23 protein-coding genes and 5 pseudogenes are annotated in these 25,253 nt (G+C 57.5%); 17 read left to right on the forward strand and 11 right to left on the reverse strand.

The genetic code is table 11. The annotated features are described in order from the left end of the window. Positions 1 to 2 precede the first annotated feature (2 nt). From ACXX83_RS06550 to ACXX83_RS06590, 9 genes are all read left to right on the forward strand, one after another. Positions 3 to 758, forward strand: coding sequence for a C40 family peptidase (locus ACXX83_RS06550; protein ID WP_458547888.1), 756 nt, complete (start codon positions 3 to 5; stop codon positions 756 to 758). Between the two features lie 34 nt (positions 759 to 792). Continuing rightward, the gene (locus tag ACXX83_RS06555) at positions 793 to 1,149 is read left to right on the forward strand and encodes a hypothetical protein (protein ID WP_458547889.1); all 357 of its coding nucleotides are present in this window, start codon (positions 793 to 795) and stop codon (positions 1,147 to 1,149) included. 57 nt (positions 1,150 to 1,206) lie between these two features. Further along, a complete protein-coding gene (locus tag ACXX83_RS06560) occupies positions 1,207 to 1,821 on the forward strand; it encodes a tail assembly protein (RefSeq protein WP_458547890.1) in 615 nt (204 codons plus the stop codon). Positions 1,822 to 1,878: 57 nt separating this feature from the next. Continuing rightward, on the forward strand, positions 1,879 to 5,832 hold the full coding sequence (locus tag ACXX83_RS06565) for a TipJ family phage tail tip protein (RefSeq protein ID WP_458547891.1): 3,954 nt from the start codon (positions 1,879 to 1,881) through the stop codon (positions 5,830 to 5,832). A 301-nt stretch (positions 5,833 to 6,133) separates the two neighbouring features. Beyond that, positions 6,134 to 7,003 (forward strand): hypothetical protein, encoded by an 870-nt coding sequence (locus tag ACXX83_RS06570; RefSeq protein ID WP_458547892.1) that lies wholly within the window; start codon positions 6,134 to 6,136, stop codon positions 7,001 to 7,003. 9 nt (positions 7,004 to 7,012) lie between these two features. Then, positions 7,013 to 7,792 carry a phage tail protein gene (locus ACXX83_RS06575; RefSeq protein WP_458547894.1) on the forward strand — a complete coding sequence of 260 codons (780 nt, stop codon included), beginning with the start codon at positions 7,013 to 7,015 and terminating at the stop codon, positions 7,790 to 7,792. Then, a complete protein-coding gene (locus ACXX83_RS06580; protein WP_458547895.1) occupies positions 7,792 to 8,082 on the forward strand; it encodes a hypothetical protein in 291 nt (96 codons plus the stop codon). Before ACXX83_RS06575 ends, ACXX83_RS06580 begins: the two co-directional genes overlap by 1 nt. Further along, entirely contained in the window at positions 8,079 to 8,339 is a 261-nt protein-coding gene (locus tag ACXX83_RS06585) for a hypothetical protein (protein ID WP_458547896.1), read from the forward strand. The genes ACXX83_RS06580 and ACXX83_RS06585 overlap by 4 nt, the downstream gene beginning before the upstream one ends. Positions 8,340 to 8,396: 57 nt before the next feature. Further along, on the forward strand, positions 8,397 to 8,930 hold the full coding sequence (locus tag ACXX83_RS06590; protein WP_458547897.1) for a glycoside hydrolase family 19 protein: 534 nt from the start codon (positions 8,397 to 8,399) through the stop codon (positions 8,928 to 8,930). 33 nt (positions 8,931 to 8,963) lie between these two features. On the opposite strand, the gene ACXX83_RS06595 is transcribed toward ACXX83_RS06590, so the two are convergent. After that, positions 8,964 to 9,278 carry a hypothetical protein gene (locus tag ACXX83_RS06595; RefSeq protein WP_458547898.1) on the reverse strand — a complete coding sequence of 105 codons (315 nt, stop codon included), beginning with the start codon at positions 9,276 to 9,278 and terminating at the stop codon, positions 8,964 to 8,966. Between the two features lie 80 nt (positions 9,279 to 9,358). On the opposite strand from ACXX83_RS06595, the pseudogene ACXX83_RS06600 reads away from it, so the two are divergent. From ACXX83_RS06600 to ACXX83_RS06625, 6 genes and pseudogenes are all read left to right on the forward strand, one after another. Continuing rightward, positions 9,359 to 9,562, forward strand: a pseudogene (locus ACXX83_RS06600) (cell wall hydrolase); the annotation flags it as partial. Continuing rightward, positions 9,559 to 9,864: pseudogene (locus tag ACXX83_RS06605) on the forward strand (ubiquitination-like system serine protease family protein). The pseudogenes ACXX83_RS06600 and ACXX83_RS06605, both read left to right, overlap by 4 nt. 2 nt (positions 9,865 to 9,866) lie before the next feature. Next, on the forward strand, positions 9,867 to 10,400 hold the full coding sequence (locus ACXX83_RS06610; RefSeq protein WP_458547899.1) for a lysis system spanin subunit: 534 nt from the start codon (positions 9,867 to 9,869) through the stop codon (positions 10,398 to 10,400). A gap of 366 nt (positions 10,401 to 10,766) precedes the next feature. After that, positions 10,767 to 14,018: a beta strand repeat-containing protein gene (locus ACXX83_RS06615; RefSeq protein ID WP_458547900.1), complete on the forward strand. Its 3,252-nt coding sequence runs from the start codon at positions 10,767 to 10,769 to the stop codon at positions 14,016 to 14,018. A gap of 127 nt (positions 14,019 to 14,145) precedes the next feature. Then, the gene (locus tag ACXX83_RS06620; RefSeq protein ID WP_458547901.1) at positions 14,146 to 14,619 is read left to right on the forward strand and encodes a hypothetical protein; all 474 of its coding nucleotides are present in this window, start codon (positions 14,146 to 14,148) and stop codon (positions 14,617 to 14,619) included. A gap of 66 nt (positions 14,620 to 14,685) precedes the next feature. Further along, a pseudogene (locus ACXX83_RS06625) lies at positions 14,686 to 14,850 on the forward strand (lysis protein); the annotation flags it as partial. Positions 14,851 to 15,083: 233 nt separating this feature from the next. Here the strand turns inward: ACXX83_RS06625 and ACXX83_RS06630 are convergent. The 3 genes from ACXX83_RS06630 to ACXX83_RS06640 all read right to left on the reverse strand — a co-directional run bounded on the left by ACXX83_RS06630 (position 15,084) and on the right by ACXX83_RS06640 (position 16,761). After that, the gene (locus tag ACXX83_RS06630; RefSeq protein ID WP_458547902.1) at positions 15,084 to 15,515 is read right to left on the reverse strand and encodes a lysozyme inhibitor LprI family protein; all 432 of its coding nucleotides are present in this window, start codon (positions 15,513 to 15,515) and stop codon (positions 15,084 to 15,086) included. A gap of 59 nt (positions 15,516 to 15,574) precedes the next feature. Then, entirely contained in the window at positions 15,575 to 16,396 is an 822-nt protein-coding gene (locus tag ACXX83_RS06635) for a hypothetical protein (RefSeq protein ID WP_458547903.1), read from the reverse strand. A 167-nt stretch (positions 16,397 to 16,563) separates the two neighbouring features. Further along, positions 16,564 to 16,761, reverse strand: a complete 198-nt coding sequence (locus ACXX83_RS06640) for a hypothetical protein (protein WP_458547904.1) — start codon at positions 16,759 to 16,761, stop codon at positions 16,564 to 16,566. Between the two features lie 183 nt (positions 16,762 to 16,944). Between ACXX83_RS06640 and ACXX83_RS06645 the strand changes: the two genes are divergently transcribed. Then, positions 16,945 to 17,400 carry a hypothetical protein gene (locus ACXX83_RS06645; RefSeq protein WP_458547905.1) on the forward strand — a complete coding sequence of 152 codons (456 nt, stop codon included), beginning with the start codon at positions 16,945 to 16,947 and terminating at the stop codon, positions 17,398 to 17,400. A gap of 289 nt (positions 17,401 to 17,689) precedes the next feature. Here the strand turns inward: ACXX83_RS06645 and ACXX83_RS06650 are convergent. Continuing rightward, positions 17,690 to 17,887 (reverse strand): annotated as a pseudogene (locus tag ACXX83_RS06650) (integrase); the annotation flags it as partial. A 379-nt stretch (positions 17,888 to 18,266) separates the two neighbouring features. Between ACXX83_RS06650 and ACXX83_RS06655 the strand changes: the two are divergent. Further along, a pseudogene (locus ACXX83_RS06655) lies at positions 18,267 to 18,504 on the forward strand (cell wall hydrolase); the annotation flags it as partial. 145 nt (positions 18,505 to 18,649) lie between these two features. Here the strand turns inward: ACXX83_RS06655 and ACXX83_RS06660 are convergent. The 6 genes from ACXX83_RS06660 to oxdA form a co-directional block, all read right to left on the reverse strand. Next, positions 18,650 to 19,873 carry a GTP-binding protein gene (locus ACXX83_RS06660; RefSeq protein ID WP_458547906.1) on the reverse strand — a complete coding sequence of 408 codons (1,224 nt, stop codon included), beginning with the start codon at positions 19,871 to 19,873 and terminating at the stop codon, positions 18,650 to 18,652. Next, positions 19,870 to 20,532: a nitrile hydratase subunit beta gene (gene nthB, locus ACXX83_RS06665; protein WP_458547908.1), complete on the reverse strand. Its 663-nt coding sequence runs from the start codon at positions 20,530 to 20,532 to the stop codon at positions 19,870 to 19,872. The genes ACXX83_RS06660 and nthB overlap by 4 nt, the downstream gene beginning before the upstream one ends. A 42-nt stretch (positions 20,533 to 20,574) precedes the next feature. Continuing rightward, the gene (gene nthA, locus ACXX83_RS06670) at positions 20,575 to 21,174 is read right to left on the reverse strand and encodes a nitrile hydratase subunit alpha (RefSeq protein WP_007975717.1); all 600 of its coding nucleotides are present in this window, start codon (positions 21,172 to 21,174) and stop codon (positions 20,575 to 20,577) included. 91 nt (positions 21,175 to 21,265) lie between these two features. Further along, a complete protein-coding gene (locus tag ACXX83_RS06675; protein ID WP_458547909.1) occupies positions 21,266 to 22,780 on the reverse strand; it encodes an amidase in 1,515 nt (504 codons plus the stop codon). A 210-nt stretch (positions 22,781 to 22,990) separates the two neighbouring features. Then, positions 22,991 to 23,860, reverse strand: coding sequence for a transporter (locus ACXX83_RS06680; protein ID WP_458547910.1), 870 nt, complete (start codon positions 23,858 to 23,860; stop codon positions 22,991 to 22,993). A 129-nt stretch (positions 23,861 to 23,989) separates the two neighbouring features. Next, on the reverse strand, positions 23,990 to 25,048 hold the full coding sequence (gene oxdA / locus ACXX83_RS06685; protein ID WP_458547912.1) for an aliphatic aldoxime dehydratase: 1,059 nt from the start codon (positions 25,046 to 25,048) through the stop codon (positions 23,990 to 23,992). Between the last annotated feature and the right edge of the window lie 205 nt (positions 25,049 to 25,253).

A 25,253-nucleotide genomic window follows, 5' to 3' on the forward strand; every position in this document is an offset into this window, starting at 1 on the left:
CCATGCGCAAGTACATCTTCAGCGCGATCCAGGCGCACGCCGTTGCCGAGTACCCGAAAGAGTGCTGCGGGCTGCTGCTGGCGGTCGGACGCAAACAGCAGTACTACCCGTGCCGCAACGTCTCCACCGAACCGAACGAGGAGTTTCGGATCGATCCGGAGGAATACGCCGCGGCCGAGGACATCGGCGAAGTGATCGGCGTGGTTCATTCGCACCCGGATGCTACAAGCCGGCCATCGCCGCGCGACCTGGCAATGTGCGAGGCTACGGCGCTGCCTTGGCACATTCTGAGCTGGCCCGAGGGCGACCTACGAACGGTGATGCCATCCGGCGAGGTACCGCTGCTCAAGCGTCCATTCGTGCACGGGGCTTGGGATTGCTGGCAGGTCTGCGCCGACTGGTACAAGCGGGAGTGGGGGCTGGAGTTCGAAGCTTTCAAGCGTGCCGATGGCTGGTGGGAGAGCAAAGAAAACACCAGTCTGTACGAAGCCAATTACGAGGCTGCCGGCTTCTATCGGGTCGACCAGCCACAGCGCGGCGACATGATCGTGATGGAGGTGGGGCGGACTGTTTTCCCCAATCACGCCGGGATTTTCCTCGGGAGCGATCCGGCACTACCCGGCGAAGATGCGGCGACCTTCGGTCCTGGTCCTTTTCTGTTGCACCACCTGTACGGCAGACCGTCGGAGGTCATTGTGTTCGGCGGCCCTTGGCTCGACCGGACGCGCCTAGTGCTGCGTCATCGCGATGCTCAGTGATAAGGTTATGGCCTTTTCCACAGGAGTGACCTGCATGAAATTGATCGTAGGAGCGTTGGCTGTCGCGTTGTTGGCGGGATGTTCTACTGCTAGCGATATCCGGAAAAACGCGCCACTTTTGACGCTTTCCTCTGAGAAAAAAGCGAAAAATGTAGCTGAGTGTATTCGTGACGGATGGCAATCCACATCGTTAATAGGTGGGAGCGTCGGGGGCGTTTTACAGTCCACCGGTGAGCGATATTCAGTGATTGCGCCGGATCCGGAATCCCCTTGGCATGTTGTTGATATCACCCCCGCTCCAAGCGGCTCAACTGTTGCCTACCATTTCTTTCGTACATGGCAGGACCCTTCTACGAAGGTGACAAGCGTTGTTGAGAGCTGCGCAAGATAGAGCGTGTGCCTTTTGCTAAACCGCCTTTTGGCGGTTTTTTATTGTCCGGAGAAAAGTATGGCGGCAACGGTAGCGCATTACTCACCACGCACTCGGGTTCAGTTGACCAGGCAGCTTGCCAATAAATTTGGCGAAGTCCATCACTTGCTCTTGGATTCCGGACAAGGCTTGGAGGTTTTCAAAGCACTCAATGCGACGATCCCAGGCTTTCAGGAGGAGATTAAACGACTCGATCGGCTCGGGATGTGTTTTGCAATTTACAGAAATGGGAAAAATGCAGGGCTAACTGACCTGAATCTATCTGGAACGCGGGTTCTCAAAATCGTCCCAGTAATCTCTGGTAGCAAGCGCGCAGGCGTACTTCAAACAGTTGTGGGGGCGGTGCTGATTGCTGCCGCATATTTCAACCCATTCGGTGCTTTCACTGGGTCGGCAGTGTCTGCTCTTTACGCGGCAGGTATTGCATCAACCGCTGGCGGCGTGATTCAGATGCTCAGCCCCCAGCAGGGTGGTCTCTCGTACAGCTCATCCCCCGAAAACGCTCCGTCCTATGCCTTCGGCAGCGCCAAGAACACCACCGCCAGCGGCAACCCGGTGCCGATCTGCATCGGCGAACGCCGGTGGGGCGGCATGATCATTTCTGCCTCGATCAACGCTGAAGACAAGACGTAATTAGCACGAAGCACACAGACCGCCCAAGAGGCGGTTTTTTTATGCCTGGAGGAAAGCATGGGCGCAGCAGCACAGATCGAGATCCACGGCGAGAAGGGCGGCAGCAGCAAGCCAAAGTCGCCGACCGAAGCCAGCGACAGCCTGCGCTCCACCAACCTGGCCAAACTGTTGATCGCCGTGGGTGAGGGCGAGTTCGACGGCACCCCGACCGATTACGACATCTACCTGGATAACACGCCAATCCGCGATGCCAGCGGCAACTACAACTTCCCCAACGTGAAGTGGGACTGGCGGCCGGGTTCGGTGGATCAGGCCTACATCCCGGGCATTCCGTCCGTGGAGAACGAAGCCTCGCTGAATATTGAGCTGCGTGGCGACGCGCCGTGGGTGCGTTCGATCAGCAACATTCAACTGTCGGCAGTGCGCCTGCGTTTTGCGTGGCCGGCCCTGCAGCGCCAGGATGACCAAGGCAACGTGGGCGGGTACCGCATTGAGTACGCCATCGACGTGGCCATCGACGGCGGCGCCTACCAGCAGGTGCTGGTGGATGCCGTCGACGGCAAGACCACCACTCGTTACGAACGCTCGCGCCGGATTGATCTGCCGGACGCTACCACCGGCTGGCAGATCCGCGTGCGCCGCCTGACCCCAAACCAGAACACCAACAAGATCGCCGACACCATGCTGGTGGCTGGTTACACCGAGGTAATCGACGCCAAGCTGCGCTACCCGAATACCGCACTGCTCTACATCGAGTTCGACGCCGAGCAGTTCACCAACATTCCAGCCGTGACCGTGAAGTGCAAGGCGCGGCGCTGGATGGTGCCGAGCAACTATGACCCGGTCGCCCGCACGTACGCAGGCACCTGGGACGGCAGCATGAAGTCGGCCTGGACCAATAACCCGGCGTGGATCACCTACGGCGTGTGTACCGAAGACCGTTTCGGCCTGGGCAAGCGGATCAAGTCGTTCATGGTCGACAAATGGGAGCTGTACCGGATCGCCCAGTACTGCGACCAGCTGGTGCCGAACGGCTTGGGCGGTACCGAGCCGCGCTTTCTCTGCGACATGAACCTGCAAGGCAAGGCCGATGCATGGTCACTGCTGCGCGATATCGCCGGTATCTACCGAGGCATGACCTACTGGGCGCAGGGGCAGCTGGTGATGCAGGCCGATATGCCGCGCGCGCAGGACTTCGACTACGTCTTCACCCGGGCCAACGTCATTGACGGCAAGTTTTCCTATGGCAGCGCGTCGGCGAAGACCCGCTACACCCGGGCATTGGTCAGCTACGACAACCCGGCGAACAACTACGACACCGACGTTATTCCGTTTGCTGACCTAGATCTGCAACGGCGGTACGGCGACCGACCAACCGAACTGAGTGCCATCGGTTGCACGCGTGCGTCTGAAGCCCAGCGCCGCGGAAAGTGGGCCATCCTGAGCAACAACCAGGACCGCACCGTGTCGTTCAAGACCGGCATGGAGGGCGTGCTCCCGCTGCCTGGCCACATCATTCCGGTGGCTGACTCGCTGCTGGCGGGGCGTGAGTTGGGCGGTCGCATCTCGGCAGTGGCCGGCCGCGTGGTGACGCTCGACCGCGACACCCAAGCCAAGGCCGGTGACCGATTGATCATCAATCTGCCCGGTGGCCGTGCCGAAGGCCGTACCGTGCAGAGCGTTGCCGGCCGCGCAGTGACCGTGACCACCAGCTACAGCGAGCCACCGTTACCGCAACTGCAATGGGCGCTGGACGCCGATGACTTGGCGATCCCGCTGTACCGTGTGCTGCGGACCAAGCGCACGGCCGAGGGCGACTTCGAGATCAGCGCGCTGCAGTATGAACCCAGCAAGTTCGCCTTCATCGACACCGGTGCTCGCCTCGAAGAGCGGCCGATCAGCGTGATTCCGATCACAGTGGTACCGGCGCCGGCGAGCGTCACCCTGACTGCAAGCTCAGTAGTCTCCCAGGGCATTGCCGTCGCCACCATGACGATCACTTGGCCAGCGGTGCCCGGTGCGGTCGGCTATGACGTGGAGTGGCGCAAGGACAGCGGCAACTGGATCAAAGTGCAACGCACCGGGCTGACCAGCGTCGACGTTACCGGTATCTATGCTGGCGCGTATGTGGCCCGCGTTCGTGCCGTGAGCGCTTTCGACATCTCGTCGGTCTGGCGCAACTCGATTCTGACTGACCTCAAGGGCAAGGAAGGCTTACCGCCGGCGGTGTCCTTTCTGACTGCCACTTCTCTGCTGTTCGGCATCGGCCTTAAGTGGGGCTTCCCCGCTGGCGCCGAGGACACTCAGCGCACGGAGCTCTGGTACGGGCCGGCCAATAACCTGGGAGCTGCAACCAAGCTGGCAGACTTGGCGTACCCGCAAAGCGATTACTCGATGCAGAGCCTGCTGGCGGGCTCCACATTCTTCTTTTGGGCGCGCCTGGTAGACCGGATCGGCAACATCGGCCCGTTCTATCCAGTGGTAAACGGCGTGATGGGACAGGCCAGCTCTGAGGCCGGCCCGATCCTGGACATGATCGCCGGCCAGATCACCGAGTCCGAGCTTGGCGAACATCTGCTTGGCGAAATCGACAAAATCTCCGGCGACGGCCCTGAGTCTGTCAATGGTCGAATTGAAGCGGCCAAGGATGCGCTTAACGACCGGATCGACCAAATCACCGACGCCCTGGAATACGTTCCGACGAAGAGTTACCTGAAAGACGACAACGTGCGTAAAGGGCAGCGCCTGTACACCGCTCTTCAGGCCGTACCCGCCAATGCTGGCGGGGCCAATGGGCCGCCTAATCCGACCTACTGGCTCGACATCGGCGGCATCGTGTCGACGGTCAACGCCCAGGCTGTGCAGATCGAACAAAACACGACCGACATCGAAACGGTGGACGGCAAGGTCACGGCTACGTCGACTTCCCTGCAATCACTGCAGGCGTCGTATCGCGCTGATGATGGGGAAGGGGACTTGGCCGGGGCCCTGAATGAGTGGGATAGCGCCGCGAAGTTTGCGGAGGAAGTGCGAACCCGCGCTACGGAAAGCGAGGCATCGGCCATCCGCTTGACCACGCTCGATGCGCAGGTTGCGGGCAACCAAGCCGGAATCCGCACCCTGGAGACTGTGCTGGCCACCGACCGCTCTGCAACAGCGGGCCGCCTGGATTTGTTGAGCGCATCGGTCGGCAAGAATACCGCAGACATCGGCACTGAATCCGAGGCCCGCGTTGGAGCTGATGACGCGCTGGGGCGAAGGATCAACACGATTGAATTGGAGGTCGATGACAGCACGGCGAAGATCCAGGACGTACAGGACGCTCAGGTGAATACCGATGCGGCGGTGGCTTCGATGCGGACAACCGTCGAGGCCGTATACACGGCCGGGCGGGATGACGACGCGGAGGGCGATCTGGCCGGAGCACTGGAGGCGTGGGGATCTACGGCGAAGTTTGCTGAGGAAACCCGCGTCAGGGCTGACGGTGACACAGCCCAGGCACGGCGCTCGGAACAGTTGGAAGTGTCTATCGGCAGCACGAACGCAGCCGTGCAGACAGTCAGTCAGGCGGTGGTAGCGCTCGACGGCAAGGCCAGCACGATGTGGTCGGTCAAAATGCAGCTGAATAGCCAGGGCCAGTATGTGGCGGCGGGCATCGGCCTGGGCATTGAGAACGGCCCGGCTGGATTGCAAAGCAAGTTCCTGGTGAGCGCTGATCTTTTTGCCGTGGTTAACGGCATCAACGGCACGTTGTCTTCGCCGTTTGCTGTCACTGGCGGACAGGTGTTCATGAACTCGGCCTTCATTCAGGACGGGACCATCACCAACGCCAAGATTGGTAACTACATTCAGTCCAACAACTATGTGTCCAACACAAGTGGTTGGATCATCAACAAGGATGGTGGTTTTGAAATGAACGGAACCTATGGCGGGGGGAGGATGCAGCTCACAAGTAACGCCTTGAAGTTTTACCATCCTAATGGGGTACTTGGTATTGACTTGAGCCTATAGCAATGACGGGAATTACAATCAAAAACGCGGCTGATCAAGTAATGGTCGATATGACCATGAACATCAGCCAGACAATGGGGTCGGTTACAACGGGCGCTGTAAATGGTGGGACAACCATACCGGCGCCCCCCGCTGGAAAGACCGCATACTTCATCGTCGTGCCCATCGTGAGCGTAGGCCTCTACGGGAAGATACCCGGCGTGACTCTATCGGGCACGTCGTTGACCTGGGTCTACTCCTTTCCCACAAACGGTTGGGGATTCTTCGCGGCCAACGCTAGAATCTACTACGGGTACTACTGATGACTGGCCTTATCGTTAAGAAGCTGGACGGTAGCCTGCTCTTCGATACCAGCAAGATCACATATGGGTTGGTGAAGAGCGGGAACCTTGCCTACATCAGCAATTGGGGACGGAGGGGGCTCAAGTCGCCTGGGCTAGATAAGAACGATGGTGCAAGTTGGACGGCACCTACCGAGATTGTTGCAAACGACAACTCACTCGATATCATGCACGGGTTCACGCTGGCCAACTTCAAGTCACCCATCGTGTTCCTGGTCGGGCCTGGCTGCTTGAATGGGTCCACGCAGTCGGGGACAAGTATTACATTCTACTATGTCAATGCGAGCCCCTCGACTAAGTACTACTGCTTTGACCTGATGGCGGATAACATCGCCGGGTCTCCGTACCTGAAGACGTTTGATACCTCGGGTAACTGCACGTTCAACTCACTCCAGCCCGCCTTGAACATCATTGGGACACAGCCTCCCCCCGCGCCATCCAGCCTCCCCTACACTGGTGGTACTAACCAGATGCTGCAGACTGCGGGGACTAGTGCATCTGGTAGGATCATTTATCCCCGTGCGCAATGCACTTTCACCTACAACTTAACTGCTGGCGTCGAGTACGCGGCCCACCTGCCATGGTCTCGCGGGTGTGGTCTTACAATCGGCACTGACCTGAGTCCTATTGCCCAGGCATCAAACTCGGGGTGTGTTGAGGGCGTATATGGGGGAACGGGCTTTATAACCTTCATGATGGCGAATTCTGCCGCGTCAACCTACGACACCCAGATCCTAGCCGTGAACGGTTATCAGTGGCAGAACATTCCAACCCTGCTCCCAACGGCACTGATCATCAGAACTGCAAACCTCCCATTTCCCTTCGGATAAGGAACAACCATGCCCTGGTACAGATCAGGAACAGTCGCCGTCACCAGCGGCGGCACTACAGTGACCGGCACCGGTACAGCCTTTGCCGCCAACGCTCGCGTGGGCGATGCCTTTCAAGGCCCGGATGGGCGCTGGTACGAAGTCTCGAACATTGCCAGCACGACGGTGCTTTCGATCCTTCCCGCGTATCAAGGGGCTACCGCCTCTGGCGGGACGTATGCCCTGGTGCCGGTGCAGGGTTACGTGAAAGAGTCCGCCGACCGCCTGCGGCAATTGGTCGACCAATGGGGCGCCACGTTGGCCGGGCTCGGATCGGTCTCTGTCGAAAACGTGGTGCCCGTTTCAAAAGGCGGGACGGGTGGCAACACCCCGGCTTTGGCCCGTGCCGGCTTGGGTCTTGGCGCCGCTGCTGTCGCGGCCATTCTCGGAACCGTCTCGCAAGGCGGCGGCGTACCTACCGGCGCCATTTTTGAAAAGGTGGTGAACGCGAACGGCGAGGCCACGAAATTTGCAGACGGCCGGCTGATTTGTACCGGGCCGATTGCGGACTTCACCGTTGCCGCCGGCGCCGTCGCAACGGTTTCGCCTTTGGGCGTGTTCCCGGTTCTGTTTGTCGACACCGCGTACACCTTTCAGGCCTTTGGTAGCCCCAATACGAGTAATGACGTTTATGGCTACACCAGAGCCAACTCAAAGGCGAACTGGTCGGCCACCGCGCTCTTCCGTAACGGTCCGGTTGCGCAAACAATTGGCAGTGGTACGTATCTAGCAATCGGGAGGTGGTTCTGATGATTATCAAGCTTTCACCGCAGGGCGGCCGGGTCCCGCTTTCAATTCAAAAATCCGGTGATGTGCTGATCATCAACGGGGAGTCGTTCGACTTTCGGCAGCTGCCAGAGGGGGCGGTTCTGCCCTGGTCGGCAGTTCACTGCCAGCACCTGGTGGGCGATGTGACCCGTCGCAATGGTGACCTCATTATCGCCCTGGGGATTCCTTGCGACGCGGATTCAAGTCTCGCGGTTCGCTTCCCCAGTGACATTGTTAATCCACCCGATGGTGAAGTGAGGCTTCCAGAATGAACATCGACTTTAGCCAAATGATCACCGCCGAGCAGCAGCTGGAAGAACGCAAGAATGCAGAGCTGGAAGCTGCGCTCAATGCGCGCCGGACCGCCTACCTTTCCGAGTCAGATCCGCTGCGCTTGGAGGCTGACTACGATGCTCTGTCGCAAGGTCTGGAGCCTGACTACACGGAGTGGCTTGCCTCGGTGGCAGCCATCAAAGCCCGGTACCCGTTGCCGGTGAGTGCCGAAGCGTCTGAGATCAACGAAGCCTAAGCGCTTAGCGCAATACAGGCCCGCCAAGTGCGGGTATTTTTTTGCCTGGAGAAAACTATGCCGATCACTGCGCAGCAATTGCTGCTGATCCTTCCGAACGCCGGCACCAAAGTCGGCGTTTTTGTTCCTGCATTGAATACGGCAATGGGGCGATACCAGATTGTCGGTAGGAAGCGCATCGCAGCGTTCGTCGCCCAGATTGGGCATGAGTCCGGTCAGCTGCGTTACGTACGTGAGATTTGGGGACCGACTCCGGCCCAAGCCAAGTATGAGAGGCGGGTGGACTTGGGCAACACCGCGACAGGCGACGGATTCAAGTATCGCGGTCGGGGTCTGATCCAGATTACCGGCCGGGCGAACTATGCCGCGTGCGGCGAAGCGCTGGGAGTGGACCTGATCAATCAGCCCGAGCTATTAGAGCAGCCTCAGTATGCTTGCCTGTCAGCCGCCTGGTACTGGGCGACCAAGGGGCTGAACCCCTTGGCCGATGCCGGCGACTTCGATCGGATCACCCAGCGCGTCAATGGTGGACTCAATGGGCGGCAAGACCGAATGAAACTGTGGCTGAAGGCTACGAAGACTTTGGCATGACGCTTATATCAATGCGTCTGCCGTCTAAGCGACTTATTTATATTTTACTTTCATCTTGATCGTTCCCTCAGCGCCAGCTTTCACCGAAATATTTACGCCTTCTATCGGCGCCTTAAAGTTCAATCCAGCTTCGTGGCTCATGATTATTTCCATTTCATCTACACCTGCATCTTTGCCTTCTCGGATAACCTTGGCTGCCGCCTCTGCCTGATTTTCCGGAGTTGCCACGGCGGCACCAACAGCATCTAGTCCCTTGCGCAGTAACCACGCGGCAGGGCTTGGTGTAACAGCGAGCTTTTTCAATACATTTAAAATCGATGCTGAGTCTGTAAGATCAAAACTTTTCATGCTGAACCCCCGAGTTATACCCAATGTATCTGCAGGGTTGCATGGAACATTAGCGGATTGTTAGGGCAAAAGAATCTGCGAGCCGGGCCAAGCAGATCCCGTTCCGTGAGCTTGCGCAGGCGCGGATTGCTGCTGACCAGATGATCGATGGCAAGGTGCCGGATCCTGCCGGCGGTGCCACCCATTACTACGCGACCACCATGCCGAAGGCGCCGGCCTGGGCGAAAGGCGCCAAGCAGAAGCTGGCCCTTGGTCGTCACGTGTTCTTCAAGGATGTGCCATGACAGCCTTCAGCAGATTGTCCCGTGTTTTGGCCACTGCCGAGGAAGGCAGCCTTTGGTTTGAATGCCCTGGCTGCACGATGATGCATCGAGTCATGCACGGCCATGGGCCAGGCCCGCGCTGGGGGTGGAATGGGAACGTCGAGAAACCGACCTTCACCCCTTCGGTGCTGGTGCAGTAGCGCTGGTCTGATGGTGATCGAGTCTGCCATTCGTTCGTGACCGATGGCCGAATCCAGTTCCTGGGCGACTGTACTCATGCCCTTGCAGGCCAGACGGTGGACCTTCCACCTTGGGAGGATTAACTATGACACCCGCTTCGCTGAAGTTTGCGCTGGTCGGAGTGCTGGCGCTGGTGCTGGCTACTGCGTGTGGCACCTGGAAGGTTCAGGACTGGCGCTACGGCAAGCAACTGGCCGAGCAGGCCGGGCTGCACCAGTCCGACCTGAACACTATCAGCAATGCCGCCGCTGCCCAGGTTCGCGCCGATCAGGACAGGCGCCTGGCGCTCGAGCAGCGCTTGTCGGTCAGCGACCAAACCCATCATGAGGCTTTGACCAATGCACAAAAAGACCAGGCTCGCCTGCGCGATCGCCTTGCCACTGCTGATCTGCGGCTGTCAGTCCTTCTCGACACCACGGACTCAGCCAGTGGTTGTGCAGTGCCTGCCACCTCCAGCGCCGGCGGCGTGGTTCATGGAGGAACACGCGCCCGACTTGACCCCGCGCATGCTCAACGAATTGTCGCCATCACCGACGCCGGCGACCAAGGACTGATCGCACTCGCGGCCTGTCAGGCCTATGTGCGGGCACTGGTGCTGGGTTTACCTGTCGCCCAGTAACTCAAGGCGACAACCGGACAAGCGAAATGGCAAATGGCTATATACAATGAATGCCACCATCTGTGCGGCCGGTAGTTGAAGATTGCAAGCGGGGTGCCCTACGGCAACACCGATGCACACACGGCACAGCCGGGTTCGCTGTCCAGCTCACCTGTGTAAGCAATTTAGCCATGAGCGATGTGTTTGCGTAAAAAATGAGTGCTGACCTGCGCGGCCTCGACGAATACCGATTAAATGTCCGGCGGTTTCAGCCGCAGGTCATTGATGACAATGAATGGCGCTGCTGCATGGATTACCACTTGCGGCTCTGAATCAAGGAAATCAGTCATGGCCGTGATAACAGGCACAACGAGCAACGATGTTCTATTGGGGACAAGTGGGCCCGACAGCATCACTGGCTTGGCTGGAGATGACACTCTCAACGGCGGTGCAGGCCTAGACACTCTGGACGGCGGCAGTGGGAATGACACCTACATTCTCGACAAGATCCCCGAGCTGAAGTCTGACTTTACCATTGTCTCGGGGATTACCGGCTTCACGACCCCCACCTACTCCATGTTCAACCTCTGGCCTGGAACCAATTCACTGCCAATCGACGCCATCTTCTTTTCCGAATCATCCGGACTGTATTGGGGCCAAGGCAGTTACTACACCGCTGCCGGCAGCTTTGTCACCCAGTGGTTTTCCTTTGCGTCTGTTGGGGGAGTAGCCTCCGAGCAGGGCATCACTGAAAGCTTTTTCTACAACTACCACATAGACCAAATACTGCCGGACAGTGGTGGTAGCGATTGGGTCAAGTCCAGCCTGGACAGCTATACCCTAGGCAGCACACTAGAAATTCTGTGGCTGACAGGCAGCGAAAATATCAAGGGCTATGGAAACAACCTGGATAACTATATTCTCGGTAACAGCGGCGCCAATACCCTGGTGGGCTACGGTGGCGACGATGTCCTGGACGGAGGCGTGGGTGCCGACTTGATGCAGGGCGGCGATGGGGCCGACATCTATTTCGTCGACAATGTCGGCGATGTGGTCAGCGAAATCAGCACGGGAGGCGTTGACCAGGTCCGCACTTCCCTCGCCAACTACACGCTCGGCGACTATATCGAGAATGGCCGCATTATATCGGAGGGGAGCTCCAATCTGACTGGCAACGCTCTCAACAACGTACTCTACGCAGGTTGGGGTAACAATATTCTCGACGGTGGAGCAGGCTTCGATACCGTTTCATACGAGCATGCGGGCCCTGTCGCCATCTTTCTGAACCAGTTCTTTGAACAAGTCTCCGGCGGCGCCGGCGTGGACACTCTGATAGATATCGAGTCGGTGATCGGTAGTGTGCAAAACGACACCCTGATAGGTAACGCGGATGCCAACACCCTGGATGGCAATGGCGGCTGGGATATTGTCGCGGGACTAGGCGGCAACGATACCCTGATGGCTGAAGGGGGATATTCGGCGTCGTTGACCCCCCTGCACCCCCCGAGCCCCCTTAGTTTCGATCCCATTGTTTATTACTACTTAGGCGAAACCCTCGACGGTGGCACTGGCAGCGATAGCGTCAGTTATGCCAATACCCAAACTGGCGTAGTCGTGAACCTGGCCAGCGGCCTTGGGTATGCAACGGGTGCCATTACTCTGCTCGACAGCCGGGGCGACCCTCTGGTCACCAGTAGCGGGGATTTCATTTCCTCCGTGGATCAAGCCATCTTCGACTTTGCCGACCATCTGGTCAGTATCGAGAACATCGTTGGCAGCAGGTTCGGCGATTTTCTGATGGGCGATCATACGGCCAATTCCCTCAACGGCGGGGCGGGTGCGGACACTCTGGTCGGCGGACTCGGCGACGACACCTACTACGTCGACAACATCGGCGATGTCGTTAGCGAAACCAATGCCACGACCAGCACCGGCGGCAGCGACACGGTCTACAGCTTTCTCAGCGCCTACACCCTCGGCGCCAATGTCGAGAAGGGTCGCCTCCTTTCGACCGGGGTCGCCAACCTTACGGGCAACAGCCTCAACAACACCCTCTACGCCGGGGTCGGCAACAACGTCCTCGATGGCAGTACCGGTATCGACTCGGCCTCCTACCTCTATGCCACCAGCGCCGTCACCGTCAGCCTGGCCGTGACCACCGCACAGACTACCGGCGGCTCAGGCGCCGACACCTTGATCGCCATCGAAAACCTCACGGGGTCCAATTACAACGACACGCTCACGGGTAACGCTGCCGCCAACCTGCTGAGCGGTGGCGCCGGTAACGATACGCTCAACGGTGGGGCGGGCAATGACGTTTTCGATGGTGGCACAGGCCTCGACCGGATGACGGGGGGCGATGGCTCTGACGCCTACCATGTCGACAACGCGGGCGATGTCGTCATTGAAACCAATGCGACGGCCAGCACCGGCGGCAGCGACACGATCTACAGCTACCTCAGTGCCTACACCCTCGGCGCCAATGTCGAGAACGGTAGCATTCTCGCCACCGGGGTCGCCGCCCTGACGGGCAACAGCCTCAACAACACCCTCTATGCCGGGGCGGGCAATAACGTCCTAAATGGCGGCATCGGGACCGATACCTTGTCCTATGCCTTTGCCACTGCTGCAGTCACGGTCAACCTGGGGCTGACCACCGCGCAAGCCACCGGTGGTTCTGGCACAGACACCCTGTTGAATTTCGAGAACCTCACCGGCTCGAACTACAACGACAAGCTCACGGGCAACGCCGCCGCCAACACGCTCAACGGTGGCGTCGGTAACGATACGCTCGACGGTATGGCGGGCAATGACGTTTTGGAGGGCGGCGCAGGCCTCGACCGGATGACGGGCGGTGATGGGGCTGACATCTACTACGTTGACAACACCGGTGACGTCGTCATTGAAACCAATGCGACGGCCAGCATTGGCGGCAGCGACACGGTCTTCAGCTCGCTCAGCGCCTACACCCTCGGCGCCAATGTCGAGAGTGGTCGCCTCCTCGCCACCGGAGTCGCCAGCCTGACGGGCAACAGTCTCAACAACACCCTCTATGCCGGGGCCGGCAACAACGTGCTCAACGGCAGCACCGGCGTCGACACGGCCTCCTACGTCTATGCCGACAGTGCCGTCAATGCCAGCCTGGCCGTGACCACGGCCCAGGCCACCGGTGGCTCAGGCGCCGACACCCTGGTCGCCATCGAAAACCTCACCGGCTCCAACTACAACGACAGGCTCACGGGCAACGCCGCCGCCAACACGCTCAACGGTGGGGGCGGGAACGACATCCTAATCGGCGGTACGGGCAAGGATGTTCTCACCGGCGGCGCCGGCAACGATATCTTCGATTTCAATGCCCTCACTGAAACGGGGCTGACCAGCGCCACCTGGGACATCATCACCGACTTCACCCGGGGCGCCGACAAGATTGATCTGTTGACACTCGATGCCAACACGGCGACGGCCACCAATGAAGCCTTTCATACGGTCATCGGCAGTACCGCGGCCTTCAGTGCGGCCGGGCAGTTGAAGTTTGCAGGGGGCGTGCTCTACGGCAACACCGATGCGGACAACGCCGCCGAGTTCGCCATCCAGATCACCGGTATCACTACCCTGACGACCTCGGACTTTACACTTTGACTCGTGGCGGGAGCTCTAAAATTAGCATCTGGCATGGTGGTGCGTTGTCAATTTTGACATCGCGTTGAAACGGCGATCTGGTGTGTGAATCGGCCTTGATTTTCTAGACGTATCTGATGGGGTAAGCATGATTGGCTTGGAAGACGCTTCTAAATTTGAGCTCGTGGCCATGCTCGGGGCCTTACTGAGCTTGTGGACCTCCTTGCGTGCTTCGAAGCGGTCGAGAGCCTCTGAGCTTTTTGCTCTACGTCAAAACGTGCTGCTTAAGGCGGAAATTGCGCGATCTGCGGGATGCAAACTCAATCACGAGAATAACTCATTGATGCAACGAGTCCTTCTTTGCTTACCTGATGGATCGCCACTGGCCGCTTCAACGCTCGAGTTTCTGAGCAGTCACCGCGATCATTTGGAGCAATGTATTAGTGATGCAGTGGCCTTGGCGGATTACGTCCAGAAAAATGTGGAGACGTTCAATAAAAAGAAGTGCCGCTACTATCTTCGCTGTATCGAGCCGAACCTTGAGACGCTGACGTGCAATCAAGGCGTGGCGGAGCAAAAGGTTAATGATTTGTTAGAGCAATTGGGTGCAGCAGCTGCGTAGTGATCATCGGTTGATAGACGTTGGTCTGCGAACGAGTGAAGGGTGACGACTCGTTTTTCGCTCCTTTCAGTGCCTTCCACTACCAGCGTCGGCGGCATGGTTCATGGAGGAACGCGCGCCCGACTTGATCCAGCGCATGCTCAACGAATTATCGGAATCACCGACAACGGAGATCGAGGATTGATTGCGCTCGCGGCGTGCCAGGCTTATGTTCGGGAACTAACACATTGATGTGCGGGCATTTGTAATTGTTTTGTCGACGTTCTTACCCGTCGAAAGCCGGCGCGCGTCAGTTCAAAGGTAAGTAAAAATAGGTAGCGGCAAATGCGAGGTGATGACAATCGTCTGCCAGCGCTCCAAACGAAGAAGGCCCTGCTTTAGATTTCTCTGAGCGGGGCCTTCATATTTTGCAGGGTAGCCAAGTTGAGCAAGTTTAACGCCTGTTATTGCAGGCTAGTGATCACTCACAACGCGTCTTGCTCACCCCCCTGTTCATCCTCCGAGGCGCCATTTTCAGCAAACCATTCCAGCGAATCCGCTCGCTCCAAGGTCATGTTCAGTTCACACCCTGCCCCCTCTAGGAGATCCATCGTGCCACCCGTGAGGGAATAGTACATGCCGCAATCAGCATCTCGAAATTTGATCCATAAAGCTTGGCCTTCTTGTAGCTTTCTCATCTTGCTAACGGGTAACACAGTAATCGCTGAGTTATATGCCTTATTCATCCTGGCATTTTGCTTGACTAACTCTTCCTGGCTGCAGTCGCTTAGCGAAGCTGTATTGCCTCCAGAGTTCTCAGTGCAAACACGATATTCAGGAGAATATTCGCTTTTTGCAAAAGCGCAGGAAGTCGAGAAAACTGCAAGAAAAACTGGTGCGATAATGTAGTTGCGCATGAGCAACGGCTCCATCTTTGAATTTGTGGGGGGGGTGAAAGCGGGCTCGGCTAAATTTGTTATAGAACTTTGAATGCCAATTTATAGCTCAGATCAAAAACCCTTGGGTCTGAGATTATTGACTTTGAATTACTGTCACCTAGTTGCTGCCCTTTAGCCATGAAATAAGTACCCTCCATTTTCACTCTTTTCCCATTCAAAGCTTTAAAGATCTCCAGTTCTTTTCCGTCAACGCCAGAGATTTGTACTAGTCCAATTCCGTATTGTTCACCCCTTCGATCTTCCGACTCAAAATATAACCAGTCCTTCCAAGGGCCTACACCTGGCTTGATATAACCTATGAACCGTCCGTTCTCCCGCTTGTATTGCTCTAGACCCTGCATCACATATCCAGGGTTTGCGTCAATCACATAGTCACTATTAGTGATTGGGATTTCGATCGCAACATCCTTCGCATACGATAGTGTTTTTTCAGAAACAGCATCTGCCTTAATAAATGCATTAGCAGTACCGGCATTTTTGAGGGAAATGGCATATTGTGTAAGATTCAATTTTTGCATAAATAAGACATTCGGAGCGCCAGCAGTACCACCAGCTATTCCGCCGGTTTTGAAAAACATATAAAGGGTTTTGTCTAGGCTGTAACCTGCCTTCGCGAACGCTTCATTCATGTATTTTGCATAAACATACGATTGCTCAGGCGTGGGGAATGCAGATGTTGGTACCCTAGCCATTTCACTCTTGAAGTCATCTTCATAGTAATCCTTGAAGGCGTTCACGATCTTTTGCGATGCGGCCATATTCAAAGGAGCGGCGGGTTGATCTGCTTGAGCGAAAGTACACAGTGACAGCAGGCAGGACGATAAAAACAATCGAAACATGAGGCATCCTTGAGAGAGTGCGGCTGGCAATTCTCCATGCGGCCAGTCGATGATTTCAGGACGCTTTCAAACAACCAAATTGGTGCTTGAATGCGCTAGGAGTCACCAGAGGATCGGCGGGATGTCATAAATCTTTAGGTTTCAACAGCTCTGGAATTGCGCTGAAGCTACCTGTGGGAGAGCGTCATCTTGACGAACTCTTCATTCTTGTCGAAGGCTTCCAGGGCGCCCCTCACGTTGTCGGCGACGTCGGCCGAGCCGCGCTGCTCGACCCAGTTCGAGAGCTCCATGATGGCTGCTTCCAGGGCGAGCTGGTTTTCGTTGATTTTGTACAGCAGGGAAGGGAGCAGGTCAGAGTTTGGCATCGCGAATCCTCCGTGGAGATTTCAGCGTAGCAGTCATCAATCGTGAGGGACGGGGGAAGGGTACGTTCGGCAGGACGCCGGGGGCATGTTGCTTAGAAGTCGCAGAAGCCTCTGTATGAGGGCATAGAGTGTGATCCTAGATGCGTGATATTGTTATGGCATCATTTGGGAGGAGCATTGATAGTGACGTATCTCTTGGTTTTGGCCTTGGCCTTTTTCACTAAGCCATTTTTGAACAGCAAACTCTGTTCGGGAGAGCTGGGGTTCTTCCGAACCTTTTTTGTATTTGGGCTCGGCGGGGTGGTCGCAATCTCAATTTTGGTGTTTTGGCTTTTTGGGTCTAGTCAGATTGAATACTACCGCGGCGCGGACAAGATTTTGTACGAAACATTTAGGATCTGGGTGCTATTCAGCGCTGTTTACATGGCAGGAATCGGACTTGCCCTGTATCGGATCAAGGAGAAGGGTGTTTCGCCATTGATGAGTCTTTACATCAATATTCAGCTTGTGTCGGTCGTAGGTCTTCTTCTTGTAGCGGCTGGAGGCGCAATAGTCTACTCCGTGATTTATGCCATTTCTGTGGCGACTCTATATTCGACGGTTTGGCAGAAAACCTTGATCAATAAACAAGCCGCTTGAGTTTCGATGGCTCGGGGCATGATCTCTCATCTCCTGACTCCCCATACCCGGCCTTATGTACCCACATTGGATGCCGGGGAGGGGGCGAAAAGGGTCAGTGACTTTTCGAGTGACTTTGTAAAACACGGTTGCGCACTGTTGAGCATCGTTGCAGCGAGCGCCAAGCGCGAAGCCTTGTATTTGGCGGGTTTCCGAGGTGTCAGCTTGCATGGGGTGCTAGGGGTCGAGTGTTCGAATCACTCCGTCCCGACCATTATTCCTGAGTAAAATCAGACACTTAAGCCGATCAAGTAGATCGGCTTTTTTGTGCCTGCACAAAACCAATCGCGTTCTGTAGCCAGGCTGGCGCCTTTTCCCTGATCGCTTGAAGACCTTCGACGGTATGGCGTTTGCGCTGTTTCTTCTCGATGCGATTGATCGTACTGGCGGCCGGGATGTCCGGGCACAGCCCCTTTGGCGCGGTGTGGTTGAAAATATCGATCAGCAGTCCCAAAACGAGTGATGCAATCAGCGTCGAAGGCGAACCTTCTCCCAGCTGCGATCAACGTAAAACGACCCCGTATCACCCCGAAGGGAATAAAGCGTTGCTCTGTAGAAGGCTGTCCCGCGTGAACAGTTTAGCCCACGCAGTTTTTGGTAAGCCCATTTCCATCCGTGCTTAGGTTCGGTGCTCATACTTTGCCCTGGTCAGTATCATCCATTCCCTGGTGGTAGCTCGGGGGGATGGATGTCCAACTATCGATTTCAAGCTTCAAAAGTACGTCCTGGAGCGATTCTTTTTTCTAAAAATCTGTGCTGAGTAAACAAGTAGCTGAGGTATGCCCCAGACCTGCCAAGAGCGGGCTTTTTTACGCCCGGTGAAACATATGACCGAAACTGAAAAAGTTCGCGATATCCTCGCGCGTACACTCTGGGGCAAGCCGTGGTGAATCGCTCGCAGGTCAGATCGCAGTGGTCTGGACCATTCGCAATCCTGTGAATGACGGTAAGACCAAGTCTTGGTGGGATGAGGGCAACGCCGGTGTCTGTCAGGCCAAGTACGAGTTCAGCTGCTGGAACAAGAACGATCCGAACTTCAGCGATCTCGGGTCGATCCAGCCTGTCGGCGATTGTGGCCAGTGTCCGACGGTTCGTTGTGCTGAAGAACAACATACAGGGCATCTCAGTCTGTGAAGATGAGGTTGCAGGTCATAACGAGGCTAGTGCGGCCTCGCTATGGTTGTGCATTGATAGGCGGGTTGCCGAGCGATCAGGGTGACAATGTTTTGAGGTCGAAGGATGTTGCGCCTGGCAAGGTTGGCCACGTGTGTGGACCTTCCATGATCTCTTGCGGGGTCAGCAGACAGGCGTCCAATTGCCGCTTCAAAATATCCAGGTCGATACCCTGGCCGATGAAGACTATTTCCTGTCGGCAATCCCCGGTGATCTCGTCCCATTTTGCCATTATCCCTTCGCGGCGATAGTCATCCTGAGGCCATTGCGATTGCGCAATGAATGTCCACCAGCGCCCGACATAGTCCCAACGAAATTGCCCACCACTTTGCACCAGCATGCCAATGTCCAGATGCCGACTGGCAACCCAGAAGTAGCCTTTGCAACGCAGTAGCCGCCCGTTTTGCCACGGCCGCTGCAGGAACTCCAGCAGACGTTGCGGATGGAATGGCGCACGCTCCTGATACACCCACGAAGCAATTCCATAGGTGTCCGACTCGGGAGGATGATCGTCACTCGATTCCAGGCTTTTCATCCAGCCGGGTGACTGCACCAGACTCGGCAAATCGAAGCGACCGGTGTCGAGGATCTTCGACAGATCGACGGCACCGTAGGTCATGGGCAGAATTTCGGCCTGCGGATTGAGGCCCGCGAGAACGGCGCTCAGTTCCAGAAAGCCTTTCTCGCCTATCAGGTCCAGCCGGCTGACGAGGATGATGTTGGCGTACTCCACCTGTTCGATCAGCAGGTCGGACAAGTGGCGTAATGGCGTGCCCGTTTCGTCCTCGTCGCCGACCGTGTCCCGGGAGGTCAGCAGCGCCTGGAAGTTGCTGCCATCGACAACGGTGACCAAGGTGTCGAGCCGCGCCAGTTCGCTCAGACTGAAACCTTGCGAGTCGAGGAAGGCGAAGGTCTCGGCGACCGGCATCGGTTCGGAGATTCCGGTGGACTCGATCAGCAGGTAATCGAAGCGCTGCTGACGCGCCAGCAGGCTGATCTGCTCAAGCAGATCAGCGCGTAGCGTGCAGCAGATGCAGCCGTTGCTCATCTCGACCAGTTCATCGCTGCCGCGGTGCAGCGACACGTTGCGTGCCACGTCCTCGGCGTCGATGTTGACTTCGCTCATGTCGTTGACGATGACCGCCACCCGCATGCCTGCGCGGTTGCGCAGGATGTGGTTGAGCAGTGTCGTCTTGCCGGAGCCGAGGAAGCCCGAAAGGACCGTCACCGGCAACCGGCCCGATAGGGCCCCGTCAATCATGCGGCCACCGTTTTCGCGTCGACGGCCTTGTCCAGGTAGCTTTCGAACAGGTCGACGACCACGAAGCCATCGTCCGCGGCATCACCCCACAGGTCCTTTACCTGGAATTCAACGTGATAGGTCGGCTGATGCGCCGCGCTCAAATCGCCGTGACCGATGGCATCCGGGAACGGCCATTTTTCCGAGGTGCGGTGTCGGACGATGCCTTCCTTGCCGCGTACATAGGCCGGCATGCGTATGTGGCCGGCCACGTATTCGTCGCGAACCACTACCCGGTCGCCAACTTCAAATGGCGGACGGCCGGTGATGGCGTGGCGGCCCTTGTCGTGGGAAGGGTTGGCCAATTTGAAGGGTGAACCCAGCGCCTGATCGAGTTCGTCCTGGGTAATAACGCCGGTTTCGACCAGCAAGGTGGCCGTGGCAATGACGTAGCGTTCGTAATATTGCGTGCCAACGTGCTGGCGGACATCAAGTCGTTCGACGGCGTGACGGATTTCGTCGACGCTGAATTTTTTCAACTGGTCGGCGCCGATAAACATCAGGCTATAAGCCAGGTGCTCCCATTCCTGTTTGAATACTTGCTTGTAATCCTGGCTATTGATGACATGGGGAACCTTGCCAAAGCCTTGAAAACCGCCGAGATCGTGAAAGCCATCCATAATGAAAACCTCCGAGAATTAGTAGATGAAGAGTCTTTTGGGTCAACGTACGCGGGGCAGGGCAACCCCGATCAGCACATCCTTGGTCACCAGTTTCTGAAGCTCTTCTTCACTCATGTGCTCGGAGCCTTCGGGCCTTAAGGGCAGGACCAGGTAGCGGCTTTCTGCGCTGGTATCCCAGACTTTGACGACCACATCGCTTGGTAACTCTGTGCCCATCTCACGCAGCACGGTGCGTCCTTCACGAACCAGGCGTGCCCGGAACTCAAAACCCTTGTACCACTCCGGCGGCAACCCCAGGACCGGCCAGTTGGTGCAGGAGCACAGGCTGCAGACGATGACATTTTTCAGCTGGGGCAAATCCTCCAGGGCGACGATGTATTCGCCTTGCGGACCGGTGAAACCGAACTGCGCACACGCTGCGGTGCCGTCTTTGAGCAACAGCTCCCGGAACTGCGGATCGACCCACGCCTTGGCGACTACACGGGCGCCGTTTTCCGGACTCCATTGGTGCACCATCAATTCGGTTAGCTGTTCGATATAGCCCTCTGGAATCAGCTCTTTGTCTTTCATGACCTTGAACAAGGCCCAGGCCCGCTCGCTGGGCGTCGAAGTGGATGCTGGGGATACAGTGGCGCTCATGGTGTAACTCCTCATCGGTTTAGCACGGTCAAAAAAGTGAAGAAAAACCCCCGGTTTTTTATTGATGTCCGGAGGGTCGGGTGAGGTGGGCTTACAACGTCTTCCAGTCGACAGTGGCCTCGAACGCTGCCGCCGCCTGGTAAATCGTGCCTTCGGCATAGTGCTTGCCAACGAACATCAGCCCCACGGGCAGGTCGTCCACCAGACCACACGGGATTGACATGGCCGGATGGCCGGTAATGTCTTGCGGCGCGGTGTTGCCGATCATTTCCAGCGCACGGGCCACGTACTCGGTGATCGAACAATCGGGTTCGGGGTGAGGCTGGGCAATGATCGGCACGGTCGGCATGACCAGAAGGTCATAGGTTTCCAGTGCCTTGTCGTAACCGGCCCGGGCGAAGCGTGCGATGTTCTGAGCCTTGGCGTAGAAGCGACCGTTGTAATGTTCCAGGCCGTATTGGCCGACGAACATGCACAGCTTGAGCGACGCGGACAATGCGTCCGCTTGTTCGCGCCAGCCGGCCTGTTTATCCAGCAGGCCGACGTCATAGAGACCTTTCCAGTTAAAGCCTGCGCCATTGCCATGCATCATCTGCATGGTCAGGCCTTCGCAGCCGATGGGGTGCCACAGCGAACCCGCCAGGTTGTGCTCGGGGACGGAGACTTCCTCGACGCGAGCGCCCAAGATCTCAAGCCGGGCGATGGCGCTGCGCACCTTGTCGGCAACACGTGGATCCTGATTGGCCAACTGGAAGCCTTCCTGCAGGATGCCGATCCGCAGCCCGCTCACACCTCGCTCCAGATAATCGCAGTAGGCGTCGACCTGAGGAGCGGCCTGGCGAGGGTCGAGTCCGTCGGCACCGGCCATGACTTCCAGCATCAGTGCGTTGTCACGCACGTTGCGGGTGATGGGACCGGCATGGTCGATGGTGGCTTCGATCGCCATGATGCCGGTGTAAGGCACCAAACCGTGAGTCGGCTTCATACCATAGGTGCCGCAGAACGCTGAAGGGATGCGGATGGAGCCGCCCTGATCACCGCCAACTGCCAGGTCCACCACGCCGGCTGCTACTAACGCAGCGCTGCCCGAGGAGGATCCGCCAGCAGCGAAACCGTACCGATACGGGTTATGTACGGGCGCCGGATCAGACGTGTGGCTGCCACCGGAGAGGCAGTAGTGTTCACAGGTCGCCTTGCCCAGAATGGTGACCCCGTCGTCCAGCAAACGGGTCACCACGGTAGCGTCGAATTTCGGTACGAAGCCTTCCAGTGGGGCGGCGCCGTTCATCATCGGGACGCCAGCCAGGGAGATGTTGTCCTTGAGCGCAACAGTCTTGCCAGCAAGTTTGCCCTCACGGGCGCCATTCACCTCAGTCCTGTAATACCAGGCATTGAGCAGGTTTTGCGAGTTTGACGGGCGGTAGCCCGAACTGCGGTCGTAGCGCACCGGCGGGGTGAAATCCGGCAACTCGTCGACCAGGTCATATGCATCGAAACTTGGCTGCATAAGTGCCAGGTATTCCGCTGCCTGCTCGTGGGTCAGCTGCATATTCAGCCGGCCAGCGATGTCCTGCAGTTGGTCGAGGGTAGGGCGAACAATGGCCATGATTTTCCTATTCTTTTTGTCTGTGATCGACGACGGTTCAGCCCGGACGGGAGCGTTCGATGGTGTTCGCAAACACCTCGCGTCGGGTACCTGGAGCGACGTCAATCGATGTGGGTAACAGGGTTCAAGTTAGGCATCCCTCTCGACATTTGCTTGGCTGAGAAGGACAGCCACTTGGTTGTAAAGGACAACCTGCCGAGCGTGGCGCGCTCAGAACACTTTCAAGACGCGCAGGTTCAGGCGTGCGCCTTCCTTGAAGCCTTGTTCGACCTCAATGTCGGTGCCGATCTGGGCCTGAATCTGCAGCGTGGGCTCGATGAAGTGCGTGACGGTGAAACGCCCATAGGAGGTGGAGACCCCGTCGTGCTGATCGACCCCGTTGACGGTGGTCGCCGAGCCGGTGATGTAGCCGCCGCCAACGGCGAAGGTGGTGCTCGGCGTCCAGTTGTAGCGCACGGCGGTCTGGTACTCGTAACGGGTGTTTTCTTCCAGCTTCGCCCCGGTCGAGCCGAAGTTATTGTTGGCCGACACCCATGAGGCTTCAGCCACCGTGTCCAGCGCCCATTTCGGTGAGAAATGGTGGATGTACGCCGCCTGTAGCGTGGCGCGCCAGCGGTTCTCACCGAGGTTCAGGGCATCGTTTTTATCGTAGCTCCCCACCGGAAAGGACAGGTAGGGTGCCAAAGCGAAGATGTCCTTGTTCGCTGTGGGCAGCGTCCACTTCAGCGGCGCAGTGATGATCGGGTCGCCGATGCCTCGGGTATCGCCCAAGGCGCCGATATCTCCAGAAGCGTTCAATTGGCCGAAAGGCAACAGAATCTGCGGTTCCCATGAGAGGTTTTCTGACAAGCCGATGGCGTGCACATACCGCAGGATGCCGATGTCCGAACTGAGCCTGGCGTCGTCGGAGACCTTGTGGCCGTTCTGATACAGATCCGAGCGGTCGGCGTGCTGGTAGTAGAGCAGCAAGGCGTTGGCGCCGGCTGGCAAAGGTTCGAAATCACCGGGAGCTACCTCGATGGCATGGCTTTTGACAAAGGGCAGCATGCACAGCACGAGTAAAGAGTGACTCAACTTCATGATCGATTTCCTGACAAAAGGGCCCCCAACCCCATCCGCTAGAGATGGAGGGCCAAAAGATGTTTGGGAGGTCTGTGTCAGGGCGGATCCGGATCAAGACCGCCCATGGACGCCGGGTAGCGCCAGACGTCAGGTTTTAGGGATCACCGCGTCACGCAACATGCCGGTCTGCGGGTGGCAGTTGATGTACTCGAACACTTGATCCTTGGCGTCGGATACCGAGACTTCGTGATAGAGCCGTAGCTTCGACAGGCTGGTGGCCACGCGAAAGAAGGTCACGAAGATCCGCAGATGGGTCGGATGGGATTCGGCCCAGCGCTCGAGTTTTTCCAGGGAGCGCCAGTGACCGATGTTGTAGCTCAGGTTCAGAAAGTTGCCGTCCAGGTCGATGTAGTTCACGAAGCGATTGCTGTAGCAACCCAGGTCCTTGCCATTGTCACGCAGGAAGTCCATACCCGCCTGCAGCGTCGGCAGAATTTCGTTGAGATAGAGCGATCGTTCTTCTTCGCCGGCATCCGCCCAGTCCTGGCCGGAGCGGATCAGCGCGACATTGTCGTGGCCTTGCACGACCACGCGCCCACCTGTGGCCGGGTCGCCGGCGATGACCGTCAGTTCACCGGAAGGAGCCATCCAGTCGGTCTGGGAAATCGGGAAGCGGTCACGCATCGATCCCCAGTAACCGTGTTCTTCGATGTCGTCACTGATGGTGTCCATTACGGCGCCAACGCCGGGCAACTCATCGCGAAAGCCATACAGTGTCTCGAACTGCTCGGCCCTCGGCGCGACAATTTCCCGAAAGTAACCGAGACCGTCGCTCAGGCGATCCTGCGAGGACCACCATTCGATTACCTCAGGCGTGCGCAGCCAACGGCAATATGCGGCGGGGTCTTTCCAGTAACCGACGATCATCAGGTTGTCGTAACCGCTGTTGTCGGTGTGGTGGGTCAGGTCATGGCTCAGAGGGCCATCGGGTAAACTCAGGCTGGCGGCAATGTGGCGCATCGCGTGCAGAGCTGCTTCACGCTGGTCCTCCCCGCGGTATTGCACACCCCAATACCCCATCACCACTTGTTCCACTCGCTCATCGGCGCGTGCGACCCACATGGGGAAGGGGGGTTGGTATTCATCGGGGACGCGACGAGACAACGTCCGTGGGCATTTGAGGTGCTTATCGATCGCAGATTCCATGGTGGGCTCCTTTGGTTTTATTGTTGGTATGCGGTTATCTGTTCAACGTTTCGACGGGCGCGGGTACCTGGAGGTTGGCGCAACCAGTCGACGCCGCAGCGCCAGAGTCCCCAGCTCTAACAGGTAGGTGGCGAACTCTTCAGGTGCCAAGTCGCGCATCTGCAAAAGCCAGGATGAATCGGACTGTCGCTGCTGCTGCTCTGGC

Source organism: Pseudomonas sp. GNP012 (assembly GCF_054343835.1).